The organism is Halomonas stenophila, from assembly GCF_014192275.1.
In the GTDB taxonomy this organism is placed as follows: domain Bacteria; phylum Pseudomonadota; class Gammaproteobacteria; order Pseudomonadales; family Halomonadaceae; genus Halomonas; species Halomonas stenophila.
Window position 1 is genome coordinate 141230 of the sequence record NZ_JACHXR010000007.1, and the last position, 25508, is coordinate 166737.

Here is a 25508-nt window from a genome sequence, read left to right on the forward strand (position 1 = left end):
AGTTGCGCGATGTGTTGCGCAGGGTATGCTGGCGGCGTGACCCGTTCGAGGAGTGCTTGCAAGATGCGCCTGGCCTTGCTGCTGCTCGCCCTGCTGGCCCTGGCCGGCTGCGAGAAGACCCCCACCGGCCGCAGCCAGCTGGCGCTGGTGCCCGATACCCTGATGGCCAAGCTGGGCGCGGACACCTTCGGCCAGCTGCGCGAGCGCCAGCCCGTCGCCGGTGACGCCTCCCTCAACCGCCGCGTGCAGTGCGTGGCCGGGGCGGTGGTGGCGGCCGCGCGGCGCCACTATCCCGGAGAGGCGATGCCCGAGGCCTGGGAGGTGGTGGTGTTCGACGACCCGTCCCCCAATGCCTTCGCGCTGCCCGGCGGCAAGATCGGCGTCAATGCCGGCCTGCTGGAGGTCGCGCAGACCCCGGCCCAGCTGGCGGCGGTGATCGGCCATGAGGTCGGCCACGTGCTGGCCGACCACGGCAACGAGCGGCTCACCCAGCAACTCGGCATCAAGGCGGTGCTGCTGGTGGTCGGGCTATTCAGCGAGGGGGAGGTGGGGCAGGAGTCACTGCTCCAGGCCCTGGGGATCGGTGCCCGACTGGGCATCGCCCTGCCGTTCAGCCGCACCCACGAGGAGGAGGCCGACCTGATGGGCCTCGAGATCATGGCCGAGGCCGGCTTCGACCCGCGGGAGAGCGTGACGCTGTGGCGCAACATGGCCAACGTCGGCGGCGGCCAGCCGCCGGAGTTCCTCTCCACCCATCCCGCCCACGAGTCCCGCATCGAGGCGCTCCAGGGCCATCTGGAGGCGGCCCGACGCCTGGGCCGGGATGCCGCGCCGACGCCCTGCGGCTGAGGCATCATCCAGCGGCGGCCGTTCCGCCCCCTGCCGAGACCAGGAGCGGCCTCAGAGGACGCCCCTGGCCTTGGCGGTGTGGGTCGCGATGGCATCCATCAGTGGCGGGGAGAGACAGTCATAGGGCGTCAGCCCGAGCGCCTCGAGCCGTGCCCGCACCGCCCCCATGCGCTGAGGATCGGTGCCCGACTCGATGATCGAGGAGGTGAAGGCGGCGAACTCCGGGGCCGCCCACCCCGTCTCGTCGGACAGCTCGGGATGGATGAAATCCAGGCCGTGGAAGGGATGGTCGGGATTCTCGATGCGCCCGAACATGTGCACCCCGCAGTCGCGGCAGGCGTGCCGCTGGATCGCCGCGGAGGCATCGACGATGTCCAGCTTGTCCTGGTTGGCGGTGACGCTGAGGGCGTCTCGCGGCACCACGGCGACCATGGAGAACAGCGCGCCTTCCGGTTTCCAGCACTTGGTGCAGCCGCACACGTGGTTGTGCGCACACTGGGCATTGATGGTCACTTCCACCGGCCGCTCCGTGCAGTGGCAGTGCAGGGTCCCGCCGGTGAAGTCGTCGCGGCCGGGGCGGACGCCGCCGTCGACGGCGGGGTGGATGCAGAAATCGTGGCTCATGGCGTGTCTCCCCTTCGAGTGGCGCGATGATGGTCCGCAGGGGCGATGACGCTGTCATGCGCTGCGGTAGGAGCCGATCCCATAGCCCGAGTATAGGAGGCGAGCGGGCCACACGGGTAAGCACTCGGCAGGGAGCGAGGCGTCGAGGCGCACGGCGAAGTGCGCGCGCTGGGCGAGGCGGCGGGAGCGCGGAAAACTGGCCTGCCGCGAGAAGCCGGCCGACAGAGTCGATAAAGGATCGAGAACCGGCAGTGACGCTTAGCGCCACTCGTCGTCGCGGTCGGCGTCCTTGATCTCGTAGTCCCCTTCCAGGACCTGTTGCTCGTGGCGACGTCCCTCGCCGCTGCGGGGCTCGCGATAGCGGGTTTCCCGATAATGGAAGCTGCCCCCCACATCCTCGGCCTGGTCGGCGCGCATGCGTTCCATGCGCTTCTTCATGCGGTAGCGCAGGATGGGCAGCATGGCCCAGCCGACCAGCAGGAAGAACAGGCCCAGCACCACGCCGACGATCATCAGGGCGCCGAAGACCAGCCAGGTGAAGAACAGCCGCAGGCCACCGGCGTTGCCGCCGGGGCGGGCCTGGCGGGCGCGTTCCTGCCACTGCTGCGCTGCCCGCCAGGCGGCGTTGTGGCGCGGATCCTTGGGGTCGGGCATGGGAATCTCCTGGGTGGGCGAGCGACGACTCGCCGTGAATGGCTGCCCGTTGGAAAGCGCCGGTGGGGAAACGTTCCTGTCCCTCGCCGGGCGCCGACCCGCCGTCAGGCCCCTGCCTGCCAGAGGTCGGCGACGATCTCGTAGCTGCGCAGGCGATCCTCCAGGGCGAAGACATCGGTATGCAGCATCAGCTCGTCCGCTCCGGTCGCCGCGAGGAAGGCCTCCAGGCCCTCGCGCACCGTGTCCGGCCCGCCGATCACCGCCGCCTCCAGGAACTGCTCGACCTGAGCCTGCTCGAGGGGCGTCCAGTCGAGCTGTTCCACCGGCGGCCTGGCCAGGGTACGCCGGCCGCGGACCATGCCGAGGAACTTCTGGCGCGCCGTGGAGGCCAGGTACTCGGCCTGGGTATCGCTGTCGGCGGCGATCACCGGCAGGCCGACCATGGCATGGGGCGCCTCAAGCACCGCCGAGGGGCGGAAGTTGTCGCGATACAGCCGCAGCGCCTCGTGGAGCTGGGCCGGGGCGAACTGGGCGGCGAAGGCGAAGGGCAGCCCCTCGCGGGCCGCCAGGCGCGCGCTGTAGTCGCTGGAGCCGAGCAGCCACAGCGGCACCCGGGTGCCCTGGCCGGGCACGGCGCGAACCCGCTGGCCGGGCCGGGCCTCGTCGAGGAAGCCGCGCAGTTCCTCGAGGCGCGCCGGGAAGTCGTCCACGCCGGCCCGCGGGTCCCGGCGCAGGGCCGCCATGGTGGCCCCGTCCGAGCCCGGGGCGCGGCCCAGGCCGAGATCGATGCGGCCCGGGTAGAGCGTCTCCAGGGTGCCGAACTGCTCGGCCACCACCAGCGGCGGGTGATTGGGCAGCATGATGCCGCCGCTGCCGACCCGGATGCGCGAGGTCTGCCCCGCGACGTGGCCGATCAGCACCGCCGTGGCGGCACTGGCGATGCCCTCGATGCCGTGGTGTTCGGCCAGCCAGAAGCGCGTGAAGCCACGCCGTTCGGCGAGCCTGGCCAGGGCGACGCTGTCGCGGAAACTGTCGGCGGCGCTGCCGCCCTGGCGAATCGGCGCGAGGTCCAGCACAGAAAGCGGGGTATCCTTGAGGCGGGGCATGCGAGGCTCCATATGTTAGCGTGCTTATTACCCAGGTGGGGGCGAGGCCATCGGGAAACAACAGCGCGGCACATGAGCGGCAGCCAACGCTAGCCGGGCGCGTCGCCAGCCCCTAAGCTCAGATACTTGGAGAACCGGGAACCCGACATGACCTTGATACGTTCCGGCCAGCGGGTCCCGCGGCGGGGGGCCACGCGTCGTCGCCGGAAGCGACGGTTCGACTGGAGCGTCTTCGACCGCTGGCTGGATCGGCTGGTGACCCTGGCGGTGGTGACCGCCTTGGTGGTCGGGGGGGCGGCCCTGCTGATCAGCCTGGTGCTCTAGGGGAGGAGGGCACCGGCGGGGGGCCGGTGCCCAGGCCGGGACTCACCGGTAGCGATTGAGGTCGATGTCGTCCGAATCCGTGGCGGCCCCGGTGGCGGCGCCGACGCCACCGCCGATCACCGCGCCGCGGGTGACGCTGCCGCCGGTCACGGCGGCCGCCCCGGCCCCCACGGCAGCGCCCACGCCGGCGCCACTCAGGGCGCGCTCACTCGTTGTGGTGCCGCAGCCGGCGAGTCCCAGCGCGAGCATCAAGCTGACCAGTCCCGTTGTCACGATACGCTTCATAGCCTTCATCCATTGAGGGGTGTGGGCGTTAGAGTAGCGACTTCTCGGGTAAGTTTCAAAACGCTGTTTTTTTACTCTCCCGGTCGGCCGCGATCAGCGGCAGCGCGGTTGCTGCTGGGTGATGCAGTGGATGTTGCCGCCGCCGAGCAGGATCTCCCGGGCCGCTACGCCGACCACCCGCCGGGTGGGGAAGAGCGCCTGCAGGATCTCCCTGGCCTGCCCGTCCCGCTGCGGGTCGAGCAGCGGCATCACCACCACCGCGTTGCCGATGTAGAAGTTGACGTAGGAGCCGGCCATGCGGTCGCCGGGACGCCGCGGGTGCGAATGGCGCAGGCGGTCGATGCCGCTGGCCTCGTCCTCGGCGATATGCAGCGGTCCCGGCTGGGGCAGCTTGTGCACCTTGAGCCTCCGGCCCCGGGCGTCCACCGCCGCCTCCAGCACTGCCAGCGCCTCCCGGGAGATGGCGTGCTGGGAGTCGTCCGGGTCGTCGCACCAGGTCAGGGCCACCTCGCCGGGGGCGACGAAGCAGCACAGGTTGTCGACGTGGCCGTCGGTCTCGTCGAGGTGGCAGCCGCGGGGCAGCCAGATCACCTTCTCCACGCCCAGGGTGTCGCGCAGCACTTGCTCCATCTGGGCCCTGGTCAGGTCGGGGTTGCGGTTGGCGTTGAGCAGGCACTCCTCGGTGGTGATCAGGGTGCCCTCGCCGTCCACGTGGATGGCGCCGCCTTCGAGCATCACCGGTACCGCGAAGCGCTCGACGCCGAGCATTTCGGCGATCTTGGTGCGGATGCGCCGGTCCTTGTCCCAGGGGAAGTAGAGGCCGCCGTCGAGGCCGCCCCAGGCGTTGAACTCCCAGTCCACCATGGCCAGGCGCCCGTCCGGGTGGGTCAGGAAGGTGGGCCCCACGTCGCGCATCCAGGCGTCGTTGCTCGACAGCTCCACCACCCGCACCTGCTCGGGCAGCTGGATGCGGGCGTTCTCGTACTGGTCGTCGTTGACGCCGACGAACACCGTCTCGCTCTCGGCGATGGCGGTCGCCACCTCGATGAAGGCCTGCTGGGCGGGCTTGGCGCCATAGCGCCAGGTGTCGGGACGCTGCGGCCACAGCATCCAGCAGGCGTCGTGGGGGGCGAACTCGGCCGGCATGGAAAAGCCCAGTTCGGACGGGGTCCCGTGGGCGGCACCCGCCGGGGCGCCGGGGTGATCGTGTGTCGTCATGGCATCTCTCACAGGTGGCCGACCATCAGGAATACACCGGTGGCGATGGTCGCGGCAATCAGCACGTAGGGCAGCTGGGTCAGGGCATGGGCCATGGGGGTGCAGCCGCTGCCCTGGGCGGACAGCACGGTGGAGTCGCCGTAGAAGCAGGCGTGGCTGCCGAAGGCGCTGGCGGAGATCAGCGCGCCCACCACCAGCGGCATGCTGGCATCGACGCTGGCCGCCAGTGGCAGCACGATGGGCATGGCCACGGCGAACAGCCCCCAGAAGGAGCCGGTGGCGAAGGCCAGGAAGGCCATGGTCACGAACACCACCGCCGGCAGCATGCCCGAGGTCATCAGTGGCTGCACCGTGCCGATCACGAAGTCGGTCAGCCCCAGCACGTCGTTGACTTCCTTGAGGCTGAAGCCGGCGACCAGGGTGCCGAGCGGCATGATCATGGCCTTGAAGCCCTCGAGCGCCGTGTCGAAGGTGTCATGAAAGCTCAGCAGCCGCTGGGCGCCGATCAGCACCAGGGTCACCGCCAGGGCGACGATCACGCCGCGCAGGATGTCGATCTCGAAGTACCAGGTGAAGAAGATCAGGGTGGCGATGGGCAACAGGAAGTTCAGCAGGTGAGGGCGCGGCTGGTTCTCGTCCACCTCCAGGGCGGCGTCGTCGACGCCTTCGGGCATCAGCTGGCCGCCGGCGGCCCGCGCCTCGGCGGCCTTCATGGGGCCGATGTCGGGGATCCAGCCGAGCGCCACCAGCGGCACGATGGCCGCGGCCACCCAGGCATAGAACATGTAGGGAATGGCCTCGATGTACAGGCCCATGCCGTTGCCGGTCACGTCGTTCTCCTCCAGCAGGCCGGCGAAGAACACCGCCCAGGTGGAGAAGGGCACCAGGATGCAGATCGGCGCCGCGGTGGAGTCGACGATGTAGGCGAGCTTCTCCCGGGAGATGTTGAAGCGGTCGGTGATCTTCTTCATCGAGGCGCTGATGGTCAGGGCGTTCAGGTAGTCGTCGACGAAGATGATCAGGCCCAGGAACCAGGTGGTCAGCAGGCTCTGGTGCCTGGTGTGGATGCGCCGGGTGACGGTGTCGCCGAAGCTGAGCACCCCGCCGGTCTTCACCAGCAGGGCGATCAGGCTGCCGAACAGGCCGCAGACCAGGATGATCCAGGTGACGGTGTCGTTGCCCAGCACGCCGAGCAGGATATCCGAGCCCTGGGTGATGACCGAGGTCGGGTCGACCATCAGCAGGCCGACCAGGGTACCCGCCAGCAGCGATTCGATGGTGCGTCGTGTGAGGATGGCCATGCCCAGCACCACTGCGGTTGGTAGCAGGCTGTAGAGGCCATAGTCGTCGCCGTCGACGAGTGCGACGTTGCTGAGGCTGGCAATCAGCACGACAACGAGAAATATCAGGCCACCCTTAGTGGCGCTGCCGAAGCCTATGGGGTGGGCCTTCGAGCCCGAAGGAGAGTGTGACATGGTCATTAACCTTTGTTGTTGAATTGTTGTGGTTGATCATTGCGCCGTGGCTCGACCCGCCGGGAAATGCCGAGTGATACATGCGGCGGTTGCCGGCGGGTTACCGTTAACCGTTTACAGGTAACCGTCCTTGCGCAGGGAGGCCGTGGCGGCCGTCAGCGCCTCGTCGAGGATCGCGACCACCCGGTCGACGGTCCCGCGGGTCCAGATCAGCGGCGGCGAGACGATGTTCAGATGGCCCACCGGGCGGATGATCAAGCCGCGCTGCTGGGCCTCGAAGGCGACTCGGTCGCCGACCCGCGCCTCCACCGGCAGCAGCTCCTTGGTAATCTTGTCGGCCACGTTCTCCAGGCACATCATGAAGTGGCTGCCGCGCACGTCGCCCACGGTGGCGTGGTGCGACAGGGTCCTGAGCTGTTCCTCGAGGTAGGGCCCCACCTCACGGACGTTCTCGCAGATCCCCTCGCGCTCGATGATCTCGATGTTCTTGAGCGCCGCCGCACAGCTCACCGGATGGCCGGAGTAGGTGAAGCCGGTGCTCAGCACGCCGCCCTTGCGCTGCGGGGTGCCCAGCACCTCGTAGATCTCGTCGGAGATCAGGGTCGCGCCCAGCGGCGCATAGCCCGAGGACAGTCCCTTGGCGCAGTTGATGATGTCAGGCCGGGTGTCGAACACCGCCTCGGAGGCGAAGAAGTGCCCCAGGCGGCCGAAGCCGGTGACCACCTCGTCGGCGATGAAGAGGATGTCGTTGGCGCGGCACATCGCCTGCATGCGTGCATGATACCCCTCGGGCGCGACCAGCACCCCGCCGGCGCCCATGATCGGCTCGGCGATGAAGGCGGCGATGTTGTCGGCGCCGACCTCGGCGATGGTGTCCTCGAACTCCCGTACCAGGTGATCGCAGTACTCGGCCTCGCTCATGCCCTCGGGGCGACGGTAGCAGTTCGCCTCGCTGAGGTGGGTCACCAGGTGGTCGAGGGTGTCGAAGTCCCAGTTGTTGCTCTCGATGCCGGTCAGGGTGGCGGCCAGGTAGGTGGTGCCGTGGTAGGCGTTGTTGCGCGAGAGGATGCGTTTCTTTTCCGGCTTGCCCAGGCGGTTGAAGTAGTAGTGCACCAGGCGAATGGTGGCGTCGTTGGCCGCCGAACCGCCACAGCTGTAGAAGATGTGGTTGAGGTGCGCGGGCGCCAGCTCGGCGAGCTTGGCGGCGAGCTCCGCGGCCGGGGCGTTGGACAGGTTGTTGAAGGTCGAGAAGTAGGCCATGCGGGTGGCCTGGTCGGCCATGGCCTGGCCGATCTCGGCGCGACCGTGGCCGACGTTGACGCACCACAGCCCGGCGATGCCGTCGATGAACCGATTGCCACGGGAGTCCTGGACGTGGATGCCCTCGCTGTCGGTGATCAGGTCGCAGCCTTCCTCGTGGAAGACGCTGAAGTCGGTGAAGGGATGGATGAAGTGATCCTTGTCCTTCTGCCACAGGGTCTGGGTATCGAGGACGGGGCGATCGGTCGTCGGGCGGATGGTTGTTGTGGTCATGGCGTTACCTCCTGTCGTATGGAGGCCAGCCTAGCCAGGCCCGGGGAGCGGGCGACATATCCTGATTGGGGTATATCGGGGGCTCGCGCCGCCCTCGTAAGGTGATCTCACGGCACGCATTGCCCCGAATGACCGAGGCCACCGGCGGTGAACGTATCGAGGGGCGCCGGGGACAGGTCGAAGAAGGGAAACTTAGACCTGTCGACGGAGCAGCCCCGCGCGACAACGTCAACGGCCCTGCCCGAACAACGACCAACGAGGCGCACCATGACGACTTCCATCGACGGCCAGCGGCTGTGGGACACGCTGATGGCCATGGCCGAGATCGGCCCCACCGCGAACGGCGGCAGCTGCCGCCTGGCCCTGACTCCCGAGGACGCCGCCGGCCGGCGCCTGCTGCTCGACTGGTGCGAGGCAATCGGCTGCACCTGGCGGGTCGACCGGGTCGGCAACCTCTTTATCCGCCGCGCCGGCAAGCGCGATGACCTCGAGCCGGTGGGCACCGGCAGCCACCTGGACACCCAGCCCAAGGGCGGCCGCTTCGACGGCATCCTCGGCGTGCTGGCCGGGCTCGAGGTGTTCCGCAGCCTGCACGACCGGGGCATCGTCACCGAGCGCCCCCTCGAGCTGGTGGTGTGGACCAACGAGGAGGGCAGCCGCTTCGCCCCGGCGATGGTCGCCTCGGGCACCTATGCCGGCGAATTCGCCGTCGACGATACCCTGAGTCGTCGCGACGCCGACGGCGTGACCCTCGGCGAGGCTCTGGAGGCCTGCGGCTATGCCGGCGACCTGCCGGTGGGCGAGCCGCGGCTGGACGGCTTCTTCGAGCTGCATATCGAGCAGGGACCGGTCCTCGAGGAGGAAGGGGAGGCCATCGGCGTGGTCACCGGCGTGCAGGGCATGCGCTGGTTCGACGTCACCTTCGCCGGCCAGTCGGCCCATGCCGGCCCCACCCCGATGCGGCTGCGCCACGACGCCCTGGCCGCGGCGGCGCGCCTGATCGACCGCCTGCAGGCCCACGCCCTGGCCGATGACAGCGGCGACACCAAGGTCACCTGCGGCTGCCTGGACATCGAGGCGGCCTCGCGCAACGTCATCCCCGGCGAGGTGCGCCTCACCGTCGACCTGCGCCACGTGGTGGAGGCCGAGCTGGATGCGCTCCAGGCGGTGTTCGAGCGCGAGCTGGCCGCCGCCGGCGAGACCTTCGGCGTGGCGGTGTCCCGAGAGCGGATCTGGGCCTCGCCGGTGGTGGCGTTCGCCCCCGAGTGCATCGAGGCCGTGGAGGCCGCGACCCGGGCCCAGGCGGTGCCCTATCGGCGCATGATGAGCGGCGCCGGCCATGATGCCGTCTACGTCTCGCGCGTCGCCCCCACCTCGATGATCTTCATCCCCTGCCGCGACGGCATCAGCCACAACGAGGCCGAGTACGCCACCCCGGAGCACTGCAGCCTGGGTGCCCAGGTGCTGTGCGACGCCATGGTCGCGCGTGCCGACCGTCCGACCTGATCACGGGAGCCCCTGATGACCGATAACCGTCGAATTCCCCAAACCCGCGACGACTGGCAGGCGCTGGCCGCCTCGCTGAATTTCGAGAAAGGGTTCGAGACCCGCGCCTATATCGACGACGCCTTCGTCGATGCCGCCGACGGCGCGACCCTGACCACCACCAACCCGGCCACCGGCGAGGTGCTGGCCGAGGTGGCGAGCTGCGACGCCGCCGACGCCGAGGCCGCGGTGGCGGCCGCGCGGCGCGCCTTCGACGGCGGCGCCTGGTCGCGCCTGGCCCCGGCGGGCCGAAAGGCCGTGCTGCTGCACCTGGCCGACTTGATGGAGCAGCACAGGCACGAGCTGGCGTTGCTCGACACCCTGGACATGGGCAAGCCGGTGTCGAGTTCGCTGGGCGACATGGCCGGCGCCGTGGGCTGTCTTCGCCATCACGCCGAGTCCATCGACAAGCTCTACGGCGAGGTCGCGCCCACCGGCGACGACGCCCTGGGGTTGGTGCTGCGAGAGCCGCTCGGCGTGGTGGCCTCCATCGTGCCGTGGAACTTCCCGCTGATGATGACCGCCTGGAAGATCGCCCCGGCCTTGGCCGCCGGCAACAGCGTCATCCTCAAGCCCTCGGAGAAGTCGCCGCTCTCGGCGCTGCGTCTGGCGAGCCTGGCCCGCGAGGCCGGCCTGCCGCGGGGCGTCTTCCAGGTGCTGCCGGGCTTCGGCCACAGCGTGGGCAAGGCGTTGGCACTGTCGATGGGCGTCGACTGCCTGGCCTTCACCGGCTCCACCGGGGTCGGCAAGCAGCTGATGCAGTACGCCGGCCAGTCGAACCTCAAGAAGGTCTTCCTGGAGTGCGGCGGCAAGAGCCCGAACCTGGTCTTCGCCGACTGCAAGGACCTGGACCGGGTGGCCGAGCACGCCGCCGCGGCGATCTTCCACAACCAGGGCGAGGTGTGCATCGCCGGCTCGCGGCTGCTGGTCGAGAATGCGATCCGCGAGGCCTTCGTGGAGAAGGTGCTGGCCGCCGCCGAGCGCATGCAGCCCGGCGACCCGCTGGACCCGGCGAGCTTTATGGGCGCGATCGTGGATGAAACCCAGCATGCCCGCATCCTGGACTATATCCGCCGCGGCGTGGAGGAAGGCGCGTCGCTACGGACAGGAGGGCGTGCCCTCGAGGGGCCGGGGCTGTTTATCCCGCCGACGGTGTTCGACGGCGTCACCGACGCCATGGCCATCGGCCGCGAGGAGATCTTCGGCCCGGTGCTGGCGGTGTTCGGCTTCGACAGCGAGGAAGAGGCCGTGCGGCTAGCCAACGACAGCGACTACGGCCTGGCGGCGGGACTGTGGAGCCAGGACATCGATCGCATCATGCGGGTGACGCGGCGGCTGCGCTCGGGCCAGGTGTTCGTCAACAACTGGGCGGACATGGACCAGACGGTGCCCTTCGGCGGCGTCAAGCAGTCGGGCAACGGCCGCGACAAGTCCCACCACTCGCTGGAGGAGTACTCCGATCTGAAGAGCGTATGGATGACGCTCGCCACTTGAGCGTCGTCTGGCCCCTAGGCGGGGGCGTGAACCCAGCACCACCAACGGAAGGACAACAACAATGCCCAACAAGACCTCGATGCCGAGTCGTGCCCTGCTGGCCGGCGCGCTGGCCACCCTGAGCGTCGGTGCCACCGCCGAGGCTCAGTCGCCGGCCGATACCGTGCTGCGCGATGGCAGCCTCTACACCGTCGACGCCGAGCACCCCAGCGCCGAGGCGCTGGCGGTGCGCGACGGGGAGATCGTCTACGTCGGCGACGAGGCCGGCGTGGACGCCTACGTCGGCCCGGACACCCGGGTGATCGACCTCGACGGCAGGATGGTGATGCCGGGGCTGCAGGACGCCCATATCCACGGCATCACCGCCGGCCGTGCCCAGTGCGACCTCGACTACCGGCCCCTAAGCGTCGACGAGTTCACGGCGCATTTCGAGGGCTGCCTCGCCGATCCCGATTTCGGCACCCAGCGAGACGACTGGCTGACGGTCGAGCACTGGTACGTGCAGTTCCTCAAGCCCCGCGGCACCGAGGTCGACAAGGCGGTGCTGGACGCCATCGACACCGAGCGGCCGATCATCGTCTACGACGTCTGGGGCCACGCGGCCCTGGCCAACTCCCGGGCCCTCGAGCTGGCCGGCATCGACGCCGACACCCCGGACCCGCAGGGCGGGGTCATCAAGCACGACGACCGGGGCCGGCCGAACGGCTGGCTCTACGACGACGCCCAGTTCCTGGTGGACGAGGCCATGCCGGAGCGGCCGCCGCTGGATCCCGTCGATGCGGCCCGTCGCGGCCTGGCGGTGCTGGCCGAGGAGGGCATCACCAGCTTCCAGGCCCAGAGCGAATCGCGGGACACGGTCGAGACCTTCGCCGAGCTGCGCGAGGCCCACGGCCTGACCGCCCGGGCCCACTTCTTGATCGACTCCGGGGCTAAAACCGGCGACGAGCTGGCGGCCTTCATCGACGAGCTCGACGCCATCCGCGAGGCCGTCGAGAACCCCGAGCGGCTGCCGCTGCAGGTCCGCGCCTGGCGGCCCGGCGAGCAGGAAGGCCCCCGCCTGGTGGCCGAGCCCGGCGTCTCGGTAGCGGGCGTCGGCGAGGTGATGGCCGACGGCATCCTGCAGGCGCCCACCCAGACCGCGGCGCTGCTCGAGCCCTATCGCGTCAACGCCGGCAGCGAGGACGCACCGGACTGGCGGCCCGGGGACAACCGTGGCGAGGCTTACATCGACGCCGAGACCCTGGGCGAGATGGCGACCCGGTTCGCCGAGCGCGGCTACCAGACGCAGATCCACGCCATCGGCGACCGCGCGGTGCGCAACACCCTGGACGCCTTCGCCATGCTGCGGGAAGCTGACGCCACCGCGCCGCAGGCCAGCGGCTACGACCGGGTCGGCGACTCGCGGCCGCTGATGTCCCACGCCGAGCTGGTCGACGCCGCCGATCACGAGCGCTTCGCGGGGCTCGGGGTGGTGCCGGTGATGTCCTACCAATGGGCCAAGCCGGCGCCGGACTCCACCGATGCGGTGAAGCCCTACCTCGGCGCCGAGCGCTGGGCCGGCTACGAGCCGGAGGGCGAGCTCGCCGCGGCGGGCGCGAAGATCGCCTACGGCAGCGACTATCCGGTGGACCCGCTCGACCACTGGTTCGCCCTCGAGGCGGCGGTGCTGCGCGAGGCCGACTGGGGGCCGGAGTTCCCGGCCTATGCCGGCGACCTCAACGCCGAGCAGCAGGCCCTGTCGCTGGACGCGGCGATCCGCGGCATCACCCTCAACGCCGCCTACGCCATGCACCAGGACGAGGTCACCGGCTCGCTGGAAGTCGGCAAGCTCGCCGACCTGCTGGTCCTCGACCGGAACCTGTTCGAGGTCCCGGCCGAGGACATCTCCGAGACCCAAGTGCTGATGACCATGGTCGGCGGCGACGTCGTTCATCGCGCCGAGGACTTCCAGCCCTAGGCCGATCTCCCTGCGACATCGGGGCGCCGCCAGCGGTGCCTTCGAGGTTCATCGACGTGCCATTGGGGAACGCTTTCCACGTCGTTTGCCGGCCCTCGGGCCGGCTTTTTTGGTGGCGCGCCCGGCGAGAGGGAATCGCGTATCCTGTCGTCCAACCGTCGAGAGAGCGCCCGAGGAGGCTCCCGCCATGCGCCGTCTGCCCTCGTTGACCGCGCTGCGCACCTTCGAGTGCGCCGCCCGCCATGCCCACTTCGGCCGCGCCGCGGCGGAGCTGTGCGTCACCGACAGCGCCGTCAGCCACCAGGTCCGCCAGCTGGAAGAGCAGCTCGGGGCGACGCTGTTCGTGCGCCGCGGGCGCCACATGCAGCCCACGCCCCAGGCCCGGCGCCTGCTGCACAGCCTGCAGCAGGCCTTCGAGCGGGTCGGCGAGGCCTGCGAGGCGATCGCCGCCCCGGATACCCAGGCTGCGCTGCAGGTGGCCGTGCCCGCCGAGCTGGCCCAGAAGTGGCTGGTGGGGCGGCTGGACGACTTCTGCCGTCGGTACCCGCACATCGACCTGCACCTGCATGCCCGGGCCTACGACGTCCAGGACGTCGGCCCCGACCTCGACCTGGCGATCATCTACGGCGCCGGGCCGGCGGATGCCCACGAGCTCTTCGTGCGCCCCCTGCCGCCGCTGCACTTCTTCCCGGTGTGCAGCCCGGGGCTGTTCAATGCGGGCGGCCTGACCCGACCGGAGGACCTGGCCCGCTGCCGGCTGCTGCACGACGACCAGGACGGCGGCACCTGGGCCGCCTGGCTGGCCACTCACGCCGGCGACGCCCGGGCCGGACGCAACCTCTACTTCGAACATGCCGGCCTGGCCCTGGAAGCCGCCGCGAACGGCCTGGGCGTGGCGCTCGGCGATGCGCTGACGGCCTCGGAGGACCTGACACGAGGGCGGCTGGTGCGCCCCTTCGCCGCCAGCGTGGGCTCGCTCGGCCAGTACGCGCTGGTCTGCGACCGCCAGCGCCTCGAGCGGCCGGCAGTCGCGCACTTCATCGACTGGTGCGTCGCGCTTCTCGAGACCCCTGAATTCCATTCAAGGGTGGCGCAATAATCGTCGTTGGTGCGTCACGAGAGGTCGGGCCTAGCATCGGAATACCCCAACAACGAGAACGAGGTGTTCCATGGCGCGCTTGCTGACCTCCCTGCCCAAGGCCGACGGTTTCCGGCTGCCCGGCGAGTTCGAACCCAAGGCCGGCTGCTGGCTGGGCTGGCCGGAGCGCCCGGACGTGTGGCGCAACGGCGGCAAGCCGGCGCAGCGGGTGTGGGCCGGGATCGCCGCCGCCATCGCCGAGAGCGAGCCGGTCACCGTCTGCGCCTCCGCCGCCCAGTTCGCCAACGCCCGGCGACTGCTGCCGCCCTCGGTGCGGGTGGTGGAGATGACCTGCAACGATAGCTGGTTCCGCGACAGCGGGCCGGCCTTCGTGGTCAACGACGCCACCGGCGAGGTGCGTGGGGTGGACCTCGAGTTCAACGCCTACGGCGGCCTCGACGGCGGCCTGTACTTTCCCTGGGACCAGGACGACCAGATCGCCCGGAAGGTGCTCGAGATCGAGGGGCTGGACCGCTACCGGGCGCCGTTCATCGCCGAGATGGGCGGTATCCAGTCAGACGGCCAGGGCACCCTGCTGACCACCGAGCAGTGCCTGCTCAACCGCAACCGCAATGGCCACCTGGGCAAGGACGCGGTGACCCGGCATCTCGAGGACTACCTCGGCGCCGAGCGGGTGATCTGGCTGCCGCGAGGCTGCAAGTTCGACGAGACCGACGGCCACATCGATGACCTGGCCTGCTTCGTGCGCCCCGGCGAGGTGCTGCTGCAGTGGACCGACGACCGCGACGACCCGCAGTGGGAGATCTACCAGGAGGCGTATGAGGTGTTGAAGAGCTCCCGAGACGCCCGTGGGCGCGAGCTCACCGTGCACAAGATGCCTCAGCCGCGGGCCCTGGAGTGGACGGCCGAGGAAGCCGAGGGCCTGGACCAGGTCGACGGCACTCACCCGCGCCAGGCCGGCACCCGCATCTGCACCTCCTACATCAACTACTACGCCGGCAACTCGGTGATCGTGGTGCCGCTGTTCGGCGATCCCAACGATCGCGTCGCCCAGGCCACCCTGGCCGAACTGTTCCCCCGTCACCGCATCGTCCGCATCGAGGGCTCCCGCGAGATCCTGCTCGGCGGCGGCAACGTCGCCTGCATCACCATGCCCCAGTACGCCGCCCCGACGCCGACCGGCGGCTGAGCCGGCGCGCCCGGCCGTCGCCCCTCGTGCGGCGGCCGTGGCCTTATCCCCCAGCTCGACAGTCGGCCCCAGCGGCCGCCGGTGCCCCTCCTGCGCGGGGCGCCAGGGGCCCCTGCGGCCGGAACCGACTCGACAACAACCAACAAGCGAGTGAGGTATCCACGATGACGCAATCCACCACCGTCCCGGGCGAGGCCCGGGGACTCCCCCGCATCGGCGTCGACCATCCGCTGGCGATCGCCGCCGCCGTGGCGATCAGCTTCGTCGGCAACGCCGTGGTCATGGGCATGCCGCTGATGGTCGGGGCGCTGGCCGATTTCCTGCACTTCGACGAGCAGCAGGTGGGCTGGCTGGCCTCGGCGGACCTGGGCGGCATGTTCCTGGCCTCGCTGGCCACCGCCGCCCTGGTGTCGCGCCTCAACCGGCGCCACCTGGCGCTGTTCGGCATCCTGGTGGCAATCGCCGGCAACCTGCTGTCGACCCAGTATCACGACTTCGGGCCGCTGGTGGCGGCGCGGCTGCTGGCCGGCTTCGGCGGCGGCATCTGCTACTCCACCGGCATCGCCTGCCTGGCCATCACCCACAGGACCGGGCGCAACTTCAGCATCATGATGTTCGGCCTGGTGGCGATCAACGCCATCGAGCTCTACACCATTCCCTACCTGACCGGTGCCTGGGGCATCGACGGCATCTTCCTGGCCTTCTGCGTGGCTTTTGCGCTGTGCCTGGCGGTGCTGCCCTGCCTCTATCCGCACACGCCGGGCGACGCCGAGGGAGCGACCGGGGCGGACCAGGCAGAGAGCGCCCCGCGGCTGCCCCGCCTGCTGCCGCTGTGCTGCCTGCTGGCGGTGGCGTGCTTCTACATCACCATCGGCTCGTTCTGGGCGTTCATCGAGCGCGCCGGGGTCGACGCCGGGCTGGGCGACGCCTTCATCGCCAACGTGCTGACCCTGGGCAATGTCTTCACCCTGGCCGGCTGCGTCGCGGCAGTCTGGCTGAGTCATCGCGCCGGCCAGTCGCGGGTGCTGATGGCGGCGCTGGTGGGCATGGCCGGGGTGCTTCTGTTGCTGGCCGTGGAGATCTCCGCGACGACCTTCGTCATCGGCACCTTCGGCTTCTGCATCGCCTGGCTGTTCACCGACATCTTCCAGCTCGGCACCCTGAGCCATATCGACGCCTCGGGCCGCTACGCGGCGCTGGTGCCGGCCGCCCAAGGGCTCGCCCAGACCGCCGCCCCGGCGATCGCCGGCTTCCTGCTGGCTCGCGAGCTGGGCTACAGCGCGGTGATGCTGCTCGGCGCGGCGGGGTCGCTGGCGGCACTGTGCCTCTATGGCATCGTCTACGCGCAGATGCGCCGACTGGCCCCGGGCCTGGCCGACGCCGAGTGAGGCTGGCCTCCATCGCGGGCTCGCCTGCCTGACACCCCGCGCCCCTCACGGGCGCCGGGTGTCGCTCCTTGTGGTTCAGGGCATCGCGGAGAGGACCGGATCGTCGCGGTAGAGCTCGGGGAACAGGCGTTCGAGGTTGGCCACCTTGGGCAGATCGTTGAACACGATGTAGGGCTGGTTCGGGTGGTGATAGGCGTAGTCCTGGTGGTAGGCCTCGGCCGGATAGAAGGCCTCCAGCGGATCGAGCCGCGTGACGATCGGCCGATCGAAGGCGCCCGCGGCGTCGAGCTGGTCGATATAGGCCTGGGCGACCCGCCGTTGGGTCTCGTCGGCATGGAAGATCGCCGAGCGATACTGCGGGCCGATGTCCGGCCCCTGGCGGTTGAGCTGGGTCGGGTCATGGGCCACCGAGAAGAACACCTGCAGCAGTCGGGCATAGGAGATCTTCCCGGGATCGTAGGTGATGCGCACCGCTTCGGCGTGGCGGGTGCGACCGGCACTGACGCTGCGGTAGTCGGCGGTCCTGGCCGCCCCGCCGCTGTAGCCGGAGACCGCGTCGGTCACGCCGTCGAGGTGCTGGAACACCGCCTCGATGCCCCAGAAGCAGCCACCGGCGAGCACCGCGCTGTGCGGCGCATCGTCCGGGGGAGCGGGGCCGGTGGTGGCCGGCGGCGGCAGAGCGACGGCGCGGCTGGCGGCGTGACCGAGCGGTGACCAGGCGAGGGCGACGCCAAGCGCCAGCGCGGCGCCCAGCCCGATGAGGGGCCGACGGGGCAGGGATGAGGCGAGCATGGCGGGACTCCTGTGCTGTGGACCCTGTCCCACGCTAGGCGCTCGGCCCGGCGAAAATCATCACGATTCGGTCACGCAGCACAGACTCGCATTCAACCGCCCTGCTGGCGGGAGACCAGCGCCACGTGGTCGAGGAACAGCCGGAACAGCTGGGACTGGCTCGAGAGATTGAGGCGCTGGTAGATGTGCTTGCGGTGGACCTTGACGGTGCCGTCGCTGATGTCGAGTTCCCGGGCCGCCGACTTGGTGGAATGGCCGGCCAGCAGCAGGCGCACGATCTCCCGTTCCCGGGCCGTGAGGGCCTCCTGGCCGAAGCTGTCGAAGGCGGCTTCCACCGGCTCGCGCTCCGCCAGCCGCTCCTGGAAGCGGTGGCCCTGCCACTTCCAGTACTCGCCGAGCAGCACCTCCATGACCGGCGCGACATGGCGCAGCGCCTGCAGGCTGCGCCGCGTCAGCCGCGGGGCGTCCTCGCGAAAGCCCAGCGACACCACCATCACCACCTCGGCATCGACCCGGGCGAACAGGCCGACCTCGTCGGTCAGGCCCAGGGCACGATAGTAGTGGTGGTAGTAGTCGCTGCTCTCGAAGCGGTCCGGGGCCAGTTCACGCAGGCGATGGACGCCACTCGCCAGGCCGTCGTGGACGGCCTTGAAGAAGGGGTCGAGCAGGTAGGCCTGGCTCAGGTAGCGCTCGATGCCCTGCTCGCGACGCCCCGGCGGGTAGTTGTCGTGGATCAGTAGCGGCCGATGCTGGCCCTGGTAGGTATTGACCAGGATGGTGTCGAAGCCGGCCAACTCGTGGAGGGTCTTCTCCAGCAGGACGGGGAAGCCGACCCCGCCGGCGGCCAGGGTGAGCTGGGCGAGACGCTGGTGCCAGGCCTGGCTGTCGGCCGTGGCGAGCAGGTCGGTGAGGGTCATGGGTAACGGCAGGCTCGAGTGGGGATCGCCGACTCAGGGTACCACCGCCGGCGCGGCGGGTGACAAGGCGCGCGCCGGGCTATGCTCGGGACGACGCGACCGCGAGGAGACGGGAGAGACATGCGCGCGCTGTTGCTGGGCCTGGTGATCCTCGGCCTGCTGCTGGGCATCGGCCTCGACAAGGGCTGGTGGTCGGTTCCGCCGGCCTGGAACCCCTGGGCGCCCCTGAGGGTGGCGGCGCCAGTGACGCCGGTGACCCGCTGGAAGCTGGCCCGCCTGGAGGACGATCCCCAGGCCTGTCGAGCCGTGCTGGCCGCGGTGCCCGACGCGCAGCTGCGCTACACCGTCCTGGCGGACCATACCCCGGTCGCCGGCTGCCCCCTCACCGATGTCCTGCGCCTGCATCGCGCGGGGGTCGCCTTCGACGATAGCTTCATCGCCAGCTGTCCGCTGGCCGTGAGCTGGCTGCTCTACGAGCGGCATCGCCTGCAGCCTCTCGCCCGGGAGGTGTTCGATCAGCCGGTCGTGGCGGTGGAGCACGTCGGCAGCTTCGCCTGTCGCAACATCTACGGACGCGAGCAGGGACGTCGCAGCGACCATGCCGCCGCGGCCGCCCTGGACGTCTCGGCCTTCCGGCTCGGCGATGGACGGCGCGTCTCGGTGCGCCGGGACTGGGGCGACGAGCGGCCGGACGGGCGCTTTCTGCGCCGGGCCCAGCGGGGCGCCTGCGGGCTGTTCGGCACCGTGCTCGGGCCGGACTACAACGCGGCGCATGCCGGCCACTTCCACCTGGGCCTGCGCGGGACGGGCGTCTGCCGCTAGGGATATCGCCCCCGCGAGGCCGCGTCACTGGCGGTGGCCGGCCTCTGGCCTCATCATGGGGCATCCGCCACCGTAGCCTTGTCGCGCTTGTAGAGAGAGGAGCTTCGACCACACCATGCTGGGATTCCTGCAGGGGGCCGCCTACGGCCTGTTCCTGACGTGCCTGCCCTGGTGCCTGATCGGCCTGGCCAGGCCTCGACTGGCCTTGCCCACCGAACACCCCACCCGCTGGCAGGTCGTCCTGCGCTACGCCTTCCTGGTGCCCTTCCTCAGCCTGCTGATGTGGCTGACCTCGCTGTGGGGCGGCTTCGATCCCAGCCTCCCGGGCTGGCTGACGGGGCTGGTCGGCATCGCGGTGGAGATACCCCTGGAGCGGCGCTGGCGGCGGTTCCGGGCGCGGCGCCACAAGCGCCGGCTCGAGGCGATGCTCGAGGCCGAGGCGAGCCGCCGCCGCGCCGAACAGGCCCGGCAGGGACGCGAGGCCGGGGTCAGCGAGCTCGACCCGGCGAACCCGCCGGACGATGCCGACGAGGTGGTGCAGGCCCTGTGTCGCGCCAAGCGCGAGCTGCTCGAGGCGGGGCGCGAGGACCATGCCGGCCAGGTCGATCGTCTCTACAGTCGCTATCGCCATGTGCTGGGGGTGCTGGGGTCGCGCTTCGACAGCAGCGAGCTGGCCTTCGAGCGCGCCCGCTCGCTGGTGGAGGAGGTCTGCCTGGGCGCGGTGGACAACTTCAACGCCATGGTGGCCCAGGCCCGGGGCGTGGCCGGTCTCGACGTCGACTTCGTGCGCCGCCGCCTCGGCCAGGGGGCCGACCGGCTGACCGCCAACGAAACCAGCGCGCTGCGCCGGCGCCTGGCCTTGATCGAGGATACCGAGCGCTCGCTGCGTCGCCTCGCGGCCCGCAACGAGGCGGCGCTGACGGCGCTCGACGACACCAGCGTGGCGCTCTCGCGGATCGTCACCGACCGACCCCGGGCCCGGGTCGGGGCCGACCAGGCCTGCGAGGAGCTGCGCCGCTTCATCGACGGCGCCGAGCGCTACAGTCGCCCCTCACGGTAGGGAGAGGCCCCTCGCGAACAGGCCGTTCCCGCAGGGGTCCTAAGCCTTGTCCGAGACGCAGAACCGGCAACCAGGGGAGTCCCATGCCATGATTGACGCGCCCAAGCCCGGCAGCCCGCTGTCGCTGCCACCGGTGGAACGCATCGCCGAGGAACTGGAGGGGGCCGAGGCGGCCGCGTCCCGCCACCAGGACGAGGATCCCGAGCTGGCGGCCATGGCCGATGCCTTCGTCGCGGAGACCCTGGACGACCGCGGGGAGGGCGGGCCCAGCCGCCAGCGCCGCGCGGTGGACGAGATGGGCCTCGAGCTGCAGCAGCAGGCGGCCCGCCAGAGCGAGATGCTCAAGACCCCGCTGCGTCAGCTGGCCGAGCACGGCGAGGAGGGCGGCCCGGTGGCCAAGGCGCTGGTCGAGCTTCGCGACCGCATGGGCGCCCTGGATCCCCGCCACCATCGCCTGACGCCGGGGCCCCTTGACCGGGTGCTGCGGCTGCTGCCCGGGGTGGGCGGCCGGCTGCAGCGCTACTTCCATCGCTTCGAGACCGCGCAGCAGGCCCTGGAGGCGATCATCGCCGACCTGGAGGGCGGGCGCGACATGCTGGCGCGCGACAACCTGACCCTCGCCGACGACCAGGACGCCATGCGCCAGACCCTGACGCAACTGGAGCGCCAGGTGGCCCTGGGGCGGCTGATCGACCGGCGCCTCGAGCGGGCGCTGCCCGAGATCGTCGACGAGCCGCGGCGGGCCTTCGTCGAGGAGGAGCTGCTGTTCCCGCTGCGCCAGCGCATCCTCGACCTCCAGCAGCAGCAGGCGGTCTGCCAGCAGGGCGTGCTGGCCCTCGAGGTGATCATCCGCAACAACCGTGAGCTGATGCGCGGCGTGGACCGCGCCATCAACGTCACCGTCTCGGCCTTGAGCGTGGCGGCCACGGTCGCCCTGGCGCTGGCCAACCAGCGGCTGGTGCTGGATCGCATCGAGTCCCTCAATGCCGCCACCTCGGAGACCATCGCCGGGACCGCCCGCGCCCTGCGCCAGCAGGGCGTCGACATCCAGACCCGGGCGGCCTCCGCCAACCTGGACCTCGAGGCCCTGGAAGGGGCCTTCGCCGACGTCATGGCGGCGATCGAGGATCTCTCGCATTACCGCCGCGATGCCCTGCCCCGGCTGGCCGAGCAGATCGACCGCCTGGAGGTGCTGTCCCGGGAGGGCCAGACGGCCATCGACCGGCTCGAGCGCGACGGCGGCGAGGCGGGCGAGCGGGCGTCCTGAGGCGACGGGCGCCCCTCACTTGAAGTGTGCGGCGGCCTCCCGGAAGGCCTTGCGCATCCGCTCCCAGGCCTCGTCGGTGCCCTTCTGCAGGTCCGACCAGGCGCCCTCGCCGGCGCGCTGCAGCTCGTCGAGGCGCTGGCGGGCCTCGTCGCGGCGGCGGCGCAGCCGCTCCAGGTCTTCCTGGTGACGGGCCTGGGTCTGGGCACTGGCCTGTCGGGCCCGGGCCATCAGCTCGTCGATCTCGGCGTTCCACTCATCGAGGCTGGCCTTCAGGCGTTCGATGAACTCGTCTCGCTGGCTCATGCGGCTCTCCCGGTGTCGTCCCCCTCGCTTGTGATGATCCTTGCGACTCCGTCGAGTTCCCTCGGTGCCGGGGGAGATCGCGGTCGTGCCAGTCCACGTCTGGGCTATCCTGCGGAATGAAGGTGGTGACGCCGTCGCCATCGGGACGTTCCGGCCCCGCCGCGAACGGCCCCATCATCCAGGCGGTGATCCGCAAGGAGGACGTCATGAGCAGCGAGGCCCGCAATGTCTTCGTGGTGGGGCTCAACGACTTCAACCGTCAGCGTCTCGAGAGCCTGCGTGGCGCCGAGGCCTACCGTTTCCACGGCGTCATCGAGCCCGAGGCGGTCTACGACACCGAGGTCTTCGACATCGCCGCCATGCTCGACGAGGCGACCCGGCAACTGGAGGCCTTCGAGGGCTCGGTGGATGCCATCGTCGGCTACATGGACTTTCCGGTCTCCACCATGCTGCCGATCCTCTGCGAGCGTTTCGGCACCCGCACCACCACGCTGGAAAGCTTGCTCAAGTGCGAGCACAAGTACTGGAGCCGCAAGGTGCAGAAGGAGGTCATCCCCGACTTCATCCCGGCCTTCACGGCCTTCGATCCCTTCGATGACGAGGCCCTGACCCGGATCGGCGAGGCGGGGCTCTACTTCCCCTTCTTCGTCAAGCCGATCAAGTCCTCCGGGTCACGGCTGGGCTTTCGCATCGACACCCCCGAGGACTTCTACCACGCCATCGAGAAGCTGCGCGAGGACATCGGCCTGATCGCCGATCCCTTCAACACCGTGCTCGAGCACGCTCGGCTGCCCGACGAGATCGCCGCCGTGGACGGTCACTTCTGCATGGCCGAGGAGATCATCGGCGGCTGGCAGTGCACCGTGGAGGGCTACGTCTTCGAGGGCGAGGTGGTCAGCTACGGCATCGTCGATTCGCTGCGCTATCCCCAGGTGCTGAGCTTCTTCCACTATCGCTACCCCTCGGGGCTGCCCGACCCCGTGCAGGACAAGATGCGCGAGCTCACCGACACGGTGATGACCCATATTGGCTTCGACAACTCGGCCTTCAACATCGAGTACTTCTGGGACGAGGTGCAGGACCGCATCTGGCTGCTGGAGATCAACACCCGCATCTCCCAGTCCCACTGCGACCTCTTCGAGAAGGTCGACGGTGTCAGCAACCAGCAGGTCACCATCGACCTGGCGCTGGGCCAGCGGCCCGACATGCCGCATCGCCAGGGGGAGTATGCCGTCGCTGCCAAGTTCTTCCATCGGGTGTTCTTCGTCGATGCCGTGGCCACCCGGGTGCCCAGCGAGGCGGAGATCGCCGAGCTGGAGGCGGCCTTCCCGGGCACCGTGATCGCCCTGCAGGTGGAGGCCGGTCAGCGGCTCTCGACGCTGACCGAGCAGGATAGCTACAGCTACGCCCTGGCCTATATCTGGATGGGGGCCGACACCGCGGAGCAACTGCTCGAGAACTATGACCGCCTGATCGCCAGGCTGGTCTTCGAGTTCGATGAGATCGAGGGCTGAAGGAGGAGGACACGGATGCGCATCGTCGACGAGTTTCCCCGCCGGGTCCGGGAAGAGGAGACCTGGATCCCCATGGCGGACGGCACGCGACTGGCGGCTCGGATCTGGCGTCCGGTGGACGCCGAGCATCACCCCGTGCCGGCGATCCTCGAGTACCTGCCCTATCGCAAGCGCGACCTGACCGCCGCCCGCGACGTCCAGAGCCACCCCTACTGGGCCGGGCACGGCTATGCCGGGGTGCGGGTCGACATCCGCGGCACCGGCGAGTCGGACGGCGTGCTCACCGACGAATACCTGCCCCAGGAGCTGGCCGACGGCGTGGCGGTGCTAGATTGGCTGGCCGACCAGCCCTGGTGCACCGGCGAGGTGGGCATGGTGGGGATCTCCTGGGGCGGCTTCAACGGCCTGCAGATCGCCGCCCTGCAGCCGCCCCAGCTCAAGGCGGTGATCACCCTGTGCTCCACCGATGACCGCTACGCCGACGATATCCACCACATGGGCGGCTGCCTGCTCGGCGACAACCTGTCCTGGGCCTCGACCATGTTCGACGGCAACACCTGCCCGCCCGACCCCGAACTGGTGGGCGAGGGCTGGCGCGAGATGTGGCACAAGCGCCTCGACGGCAGCGGCCTGTGGCTGGCGCGCTGGCTCGAGCACCAGCGGCGCGACGACTACTGGAAGCATGGCTCGGTGTGCGAGGATTTCGCGGCGATCCGCTGTCCGGTCTACGCCATCAGCGGCTGGGCCGACGGCTACTGCAATGCCGTCTTCCGGCTGCTCGAGGGCCTGTCGGTGCCGCGCAAGGGACTGGTCGGGCCCTGGGCCCACAAGTATCCCCACCTGGGCGTGCCCGGGCCGGCCATCGGCTTCCTCCAGGACTCGCTGCGCTGGTGGGACCACTGGCTCAAGGGCGAGGACACCGGGATCATGGACGAGCCCATGCTGCGCGTGTGGATTCAGGAGTCGGTGCCGCCCTCGGCCCGCTACGAGGTGCGTCCGGGGCGCTGGATCAGCGAGCCGAGCTGGCCCTCGCCGAACATCCTGCCCAGCTCCTTCCGCCTCACCGTGGGGCATGACCTGCTGCCCGAGGCCGATGGCGTCGACGACGAGGCGGCGCTGACGGTGCGCTCGTCGCTGTCGGTGGGGCTCTTCGCCGGCAAGTGGTGCTCCTACAACGCGCCGCCCGACCTGCCCCATGACCAGCGCGACGAGGACGGCGGCTGCCTGATCTTCCAGACGCCGCGCCTCGAGGCGCCGCTGGAGATCTGTGGCCAGCCGAGGGTCGAGCTGGCACTCGAGGCCGACCAGCCGGTGGCCATGGTGGCACTGCGGCTCACCGACATCGCCGAGGACGACAAGGCCACCCGGGTCTCCTACGGGCTGCTCAACCTCACCCACCGGGACAGCGACGAGTTCCCCGAGCCGCTGGTGCCGGGCGAGCGCTATCGCGTGACGGTGTCGCTGAAGCATATCGCCCAGCAGTTCCCGGCGGGCCATGCCATCCGCCTGTCGGTGTCCACCAGCTACTGGCCGCTGGCGTGGCCGGCACCCCGGCCGGTGCGGCTTACCGTGATTCCCGGGCTCAGCCGGCTGATCCTGCCGGTCCGGGCCCCGCGTCCGGCGGAGGAGGCCGCCCTGCCGGCCTTCGGCGAGCCCGAGGGCGCGCCGCCGATCGCCAAGACCCTGATCCAGCCGACCCAGGAGAGCTGGTGCGTGATCCGTGACCTGGCCAACGACAAGACGACCCTCGAGGTGATCAACGACGAGGGCCGCTATCGCCTCGACGATATCGACCTGGAGATCGCCGCCCGGGTCACCGAGCGCTACAGCTATTCCTATGGCAGCTACGACAGCGTCAGCGCCTGGACAGAGTGGGAGCGCAGCTTCCGCCGCGGCGACTGGGAGGTGCGTACCCTGACCCGCACCCTGATGACCAGCGACGAGGAGAGCTTCCGGCTGCGCGCCACCCTGGACGCCTGGGAGGGCGAGACGCGGATCTACGCGCGCACCTGGGACGAGACGATTCCCCGGGATCTGGTGTAGCAGGGCCATCGCTGCTGGCTGTAGCGAGGGGCGCCGGGGACAGGTCGGAG

23 protein-coding genes are annotated in these 25508 nt (G+C 70.1%); 13 read left to right on the top strand and 10 right to left on the bottom strand.

What is annotated here, in order from left to right:
* Positions 1 to 63: 63 nt before the first annotated feature.
* On the top strand, positions 64 to 849 hold the full coding sequence (locus FHR97_RS13275) for a M48 family metallopeptidase (protein ID WP_183384294.1): 786 nt from the start codon (positions 64 to 66) through the stop codon (positions 847 to 849).
* A 51-nt stretch (positions 850 to 900) separates the two neighbouring features.
* Here the strand turns inward: FHR97_RS13275 and gfa are convergent, their stop codons facing one another.
* The 3 genes from gfa to FHR97_RS13290 all read right to left on the bottom strand — a co-directional run bounded on the left by gfa (position 901) and on the right by FHR97_RS13290 (position 3233).
* Complete coding sequence (gene gfa / locus FHR97_RS13280) at positions 901 to 1473, bottom strand: S-(hydroxymethyl)glutathione synthase (RefSeq protein WP_183384295.1); 573 nt, start codon at positions 1471 to 1473, stop codon at positions 901 to 903.
* 258 nt (positions 1474 to 1731) lie between these two features.
* Positions 1732 to 2127 carry a hypothetical protein gene (locus FHR97_RS13285; RefSeq protein ID WP_183384296.1) on the bottom strand — a complete coding sequence of 132 codons (396 nt, stop codon included), beginning with the start codon at positions 2125 to 2127 and terminating at the stop codon, positions 1732 to 1734.
* A 104-nt stretch (positions 2128 to 2231) separates the two neighbouring features.
* Complete coding sequence (locus FHR97_RS13290; protein WP_183384297.1) at positions 2232 to 3233, bottom strand: LLM class flavin-dependent oxidoreductase; 1002 nt, start codon at positions 3231 to 3233, stop codon at positions 2232 to 2234.
* A 147-nt stretch (positions 3234 to 3380) separates the two neighbouring features.
* Between FHR97_RS13290 and FHR97_RS13295 the strand changes: the two genes are divergently transcribed.
* Positions 3381 to 3557 carry a hypothetical protein gene (locus tag FHR97_RS13295; protein ID WP_183384298.1) on the top strand — a complete coding sequence of 59 codons (177 nt, stop codon included), beginning with the start codon at positions 3381 to 3383 and terminating at the stop codon, positions 3555 to 3557.
* 42 nt (positions 3558 to 3599) lie between these two features.
* On the opposite strand, the gene FHR97_RS13300 is transcribed toward FHR97_RS13295, so the two are convergent.
* From FHR97_RS13300 to FHR97_RS13315, 4 genes are all read right to left on the bottom strand, one after another.
* A complete protein-coding gene (locus tag FHR97_RS13300) occupies positions 3600 to 3842 on the bottom strand; it encodes a hypothetical protein (protein WP_183384299.1) in 243 nt (80 codons plus the stop codon).
* Between the two features lie 93 nt (positions 3843 to 3935).
* Positions 3936 to 5060, bottom strand: coding sequence for an agmatine deiminase (aguA, locus tag FHR97_RS13305; protein WP_183384300.1), 1125 nt, complete (start codon positions 5058 to 5060; stop codon positions 3936 to 3938).
* An 8-nt stretch (positions 5061 to 5068) separates the two neighbouring features.
* Positions 5069 to 6451, bottom strand: a complete 1383-nt coding sequence (locus FHR97_RS13310; protein ID WP_343065602.1) for a Na+/H+ antiporter NhaC family protein — start codon at positions 6449 to 6451, stop codon at positions 5069 to 5071.
* Positions 6452 to 6649: 198 nt separating this feature from the next.
* Positions 6650 to 8068 (bottom strand): aminotransferase, encoded by a 1419-nt coding sequence (locus tag FHR97_RS13315; protein ID WP_183384302.1) that lies wholly within the window; start codon positions 8066 to 8068, stop codon positions 6650 to 6652.
* Between the two features lie 267 nt (positions 8069 to 8335).
* Between FHR97_RS13315 and FHR97_RS13320 the strand changes: the two genes are divergently transcribed.
* The 6 genes from FHR97_RS13320 (at position 8336) to FHR97_RS13345 (ending at position 16740) form a co-directional block, all read left to right on the top strand.
* The gene (locus FHR97_RS13320) at positions 8336 to 9574 is read left to right on the top strand and encodes a M20 family metallo-hydrolase (protein ID WP_183384303.1); all 1239 of its coding nucleotides are present in this window, start codon (positions 8336 to 8338) and stop codon (positions 9572 to 9574) included.
* Between the two features lie 15 nt (positions 9575 to 9589).
* On the top strand, positions 9590 to 11107 hold the full coding sequence (locus FHR97_RS13325) for an aldehyde dehydrogenase (RefSeq protein ID WP_183384304.1): 1518 nt from the start codon (positions 9590 to 9592) through the stop codon (positions 11105 to 11107).
* A gap of 61 nt (positions 11108 to 11168) precedes the next feature.
* A complete protein-coding gene (locus FHR97_RS13330) occupies positions 11169 to 13064 on the top strand; it encodes an amidohydrolase (protein WP_183384305.1) in 1896 nt (631 codons plus the stop codon).
* A 187-nt stretch (positions 13065 to 13251) separates the two neighbouring features.
* The gene (locus FHR97_RS13335; protein ID WP_183384306.1) at positions 13252 to 14163 is read left to right on the top strand and encodes a LysR substrate-binding domain-containing protein; all 912 of its coding nucleotides are present in this window, start codon (positions 13252 to 13254) and stop codon (positions 14161 to 14163) included.
* Between the two features lie 70 nt (positions 14164 to 14233).
* The gene (gene aguA, locus FHR97_RS13340) at positions 14234 to 15352 is read left to right on the top strand and encodes an agmatine deiminase (RefSeq protein WP_183384307.1); all 1119 of its coding nucleotides are present in this window, start codon (positions 14234 to 14236) and stop codon (positions 15350 to 15352) included.
* 164 nt (positions 15353 to 15516) lie between these two features.
* Positions 15517 to 16740 carry an MFS transporter gene (locus FHR97_RS13345; protein ID WP_183384308.1) on the top strand — a complete coding sequence of 408 codons (1224 nt, stop codon included), beginning with the start codon at positions 15517 to 15519 and terminating at the stop codon, positions 16738 to 16740.
* Positions 16741 to 16815: 75 nt separating this feature from the next.
* Here FHR97_RS13345 and msrA read toward each other — a convergent pair whose 3' ends face one another.
* Both msrA and FHR97_RS13355 read right to left on the bottom strand, forming a co-directional pair.
* A complete protein-coding gene (gene msrA, locus FHR97_RS13350) occupies positions 16816 to 17532 on the bottom strand; it encodes a peptide-methionine (S)-S-oxide reductase MsrA (RefSeq protein WP_183384309.1) in 717 nt (238 codons plus the stop codon).
* A gap of 92 nt (positions 17533 to 17624) precedes the next feature.
* A complete protein-coding gene (locus FHR97_RS13355; protein WP_183384310.1) occupies positions 17625 to 18449 on the bottom strand; it encodes a helix-turn-helix transcriptional regulator in 825 nt (274 codons plus the stop codon).
* Positions 18450 to 18569: 120 nt separating this feature from the next.
* On the opposite strand from FHR97_RS13355, the gene FHR97_RS13360 reads away from it, so the two are divergent.
* The 3 genes from FHR97_RS13360 to FHR97_RS13370 all read left to right on the top strand — a co-directional run bounded on the left by FHR97_RS13360 (position 18570) and on the right by FHR97_RS13370 (position 21598).
* Positions 18570 to 19271 carry an extensin-like domain-containing protein gene (locus FHR97_RS13360; RefSeq protein WP_183384311.1) on the top strand — a complete coding sequence of 234 codons (702 nt, stop codon included), beginning with the start codon at positions 18570 to 18572 and terminating at the stop codon, positions 19269 to 19271.
* A 115-nt stretch (positions 19272 to 19386) separates the two neighbouring features.
* Positions 19387 to 20331 (top strand): cobyrinic acid a,c-diamide synthase, encoded by a 945-nt coding sequence (locus tag FHR97_RS13365; protein ID WP_183384312.1) that lies wholly within the window; start codon positions 19387 to 19389, stop codon positions 20329 to 20331.
* Positions 20332 to 20419: 88 nt separating this feature from the next.
* Positions 20420 to 21598: a toxic anion resistance protein gene (locus tag FHR97_RS13370; protein ID WP_183384313.1), complete on the top strand. Its 1179-nt coding sequence runs from the start codon at positions 20420 to 20422 to the stop codon at positions 21596 to 21598.
* Between the two features lie 15 nt (positions 21599 to 21613).
* Here the strand turns inward: FHR97_RS13370 and FHR97_RS13375 are convergent, their stop codons facing one another.
* Complete coding sequence (locus FHR97_RS13375) at positions 21614 to 21901, bottom strand: sll1863 family stress response protein (protein WP_183384314.1); 288 nt, start codon at positions 21899 to 21901, stop codon at positions 21614 to 21616.
* A gap of 206 nt (positions 21902 to 22107) precedes the next feature.
* Here FHR97_RS13375 and FHR97_RS13380 point away from each other — a divergent pair, with 206 nt between their 5' ends.
* Positions 22108 to 23415 carry an ATP-grasp domain-containing protein gene (locus FHR97_RS13380; protein WP_183384315.1) on the top strand — a complete coding sequence of 436 codons (1308 nt, stop codon included), beginning with the start codon at positions 22108 to 22110 and terminating at the stop codon, positions 23413 to 23415.
* Positions 23416 to 23430: 15 nt separating this feature from the next.
* Entirely contained in the window at positions 23431 to 25458 is a 2028-nt protein-coding gene (locus FHR97_RS13385; RefSeq protein ID WP_183384316.1) for a CocE/NonD family hydrolase, read from the top strand.
* The last annotated feature ends 50 nt before the right edge of the window (positions 25459 to 25508 follow it).

What these genes read in the sequence shown, in the direction of transcription:
- FHR97_RS13275 (WP_183384294.1), top strand. Translation starts at nt 64, where the DNA reads ATGCGCCTGGCCTTGCTGCTGCTCGCCCTGCTGGCCCTGGCCGGCTGC.
- gfa (WP_183384295.1), bottom strand. Translation starts at nt 1,473, where the DNA reads ATGAGCCACGATTTCTGCATCCACCCCGCCGTCGACGGCGGCGTCCGC.
- FHR97_RS13285 (WP_183384296.1), bottom strand. Translation starts at nt 2,127, where the DNA reads ATGCCCGACCCCAAGGATCCGCGCCACAACGCCGCCTGGCGGGCAGCG.
- FHR97_RS13290 (WP_183384297.1), bottom strand. Translation starts at nt 3,233, where the DNA reads ATGCCCCGCCTCAAGGATACCCCGCTTTCTGTGCTGGACCTCGCGCCG.
- FHR97_RS13295 (WP_183384298.1), top strand. Translation starts at nt 3,381, where the DNA reads ATGACCTTGATACGTTCCGGCCAGCGGGTCCCGCGGCGGGGGGCCACG.
- FHR97_RS13300 (WP_183384299.1), bottom strand. Translation starts at nt 3,842, where the DNA reads ATGAAGCGTATCGTGACAACGGGACTGGTCAGCTTGATGCTCGCGCTG.
- aguA (WP_183384300.1), bottom strand. Translation starts at nt 5,060, where the DNA reads ATGACGACACACGATCACCCCGGCGCCCCGGCGGGTGCCGCCCACGGG.
- FHR97_RS13315 (WP_183384302.1), bottom strand. Translation starts at nt 8,068, where the DNA reads ATGACCACAACAACCATCCGCCCGACGACCGATCGCCCCGTCCTCGAT.
- FHR97_RS13320 (WP_183384303.1), top strand. Translation starts at nt 8,336, where the DNA reads ATGACGACTTCCATCGACGGCCAGCGGCTGTGGGACACGCTGATGGCC.
- FHR97_RS13325 (WP_183384304.1), top strand. Translation starts at nt 9,590, where the DNA reads ATGACCGATAACCGTCGAATTCCCCAAACCCGCGACGACTGGCAGGCG.
- FHR97_RS13330 (WP_183384305.1), top strand. Translation starts at nt 11,169, where the DNA reads ATGCCCAACAAGACCTCGATGCCGAGTCGTGCCCTGCTGGCCGGCGCG.
- FHR97_RS13335 (WP_183384306.1), top strand. Translation starts at nt 13,252, where the DNA reads ATGCGCCGTCTGCCCTCGTTGACCGCGCTGCGCACCTTCGAGTGCGCC.
- aguA (WP_183384307.1), top strand. Translation starts at nt 14,234, where the DNA reads ATGGCGCGCTTGCTGACCTCCCTGCCCAAGGCCGACGGTTTCCGGCTG.
- FHR97_RS13345 (WP_183384308.1), top strand. Translation starts at nt 15,517, where the DNA reads ATGACGCAATCCACCACCGTCCCGGGCGAGGCCCGGGGACTCCCCCGC.
- msrA (WP_183384309.1), bottom strand. Translation starts at nt 17,532, where the DNA reads ATGCTCGCCTCATCCCTGCCCCGTCGGCCCCTCATCGGGCTGGGCGCC.
- FHR97_RS13355 (WP_183384310.1), bottom strand. Translation starts at nt 18,449, where the DNA reads ATGACCCTCACCGACCTGCTCGCCACGGCCGACAGCCAGGCCTGGCAC.
- FHR97_RS13360 (WP_183384311.1), top strand. Translation starts at nt 18,570, where the DNA reads ATGCGCGCGCTGTTGCTGGGCCTGGTGATCCTCGGCCTGCTGCTGGGC.
- FHR97_RS13365 (WP_183384312.1), top strand. Translation starts at nt 19,387, where the DNA reads ATGCTGGGATTCCTGCAGGGGGCCGCCTACGGCCTGTTCCTGACGTGC.
- FHR97_RS13370 (WP_183384313.1), top strand. Translation starts at nt 20,420, where the DNA reads ATGATTGACGCGCCCAAGCCCGGCAGCCCGCTGTCGCTGCCACCGGTG.
- FHR97_RS13375 (WP_183384314.1), bottom strand. Translation starts at nt 21,901, where the DNA reads ATGAGCCAGCGAGACGAGTTCATCGAACGCCTGAAGGCCAGCCTCGAT.
- FHR97_RS13380 (WP_183384315.1), top strand. Translation starts at nt 22,108, where the DNA reads ATGAGCAGCGAGGCCCGCAATGTCTTCGTGGTGGGGCTCAACGACTTC.
- FHR97_RS13385 (WP_183384316.1), top strand. Translation starts at nt 23,431, where the DNA reads ATGCGCATCGTCGACGAGTTTCCCCGCCGGGTCCGGGAAGAGGAGACC.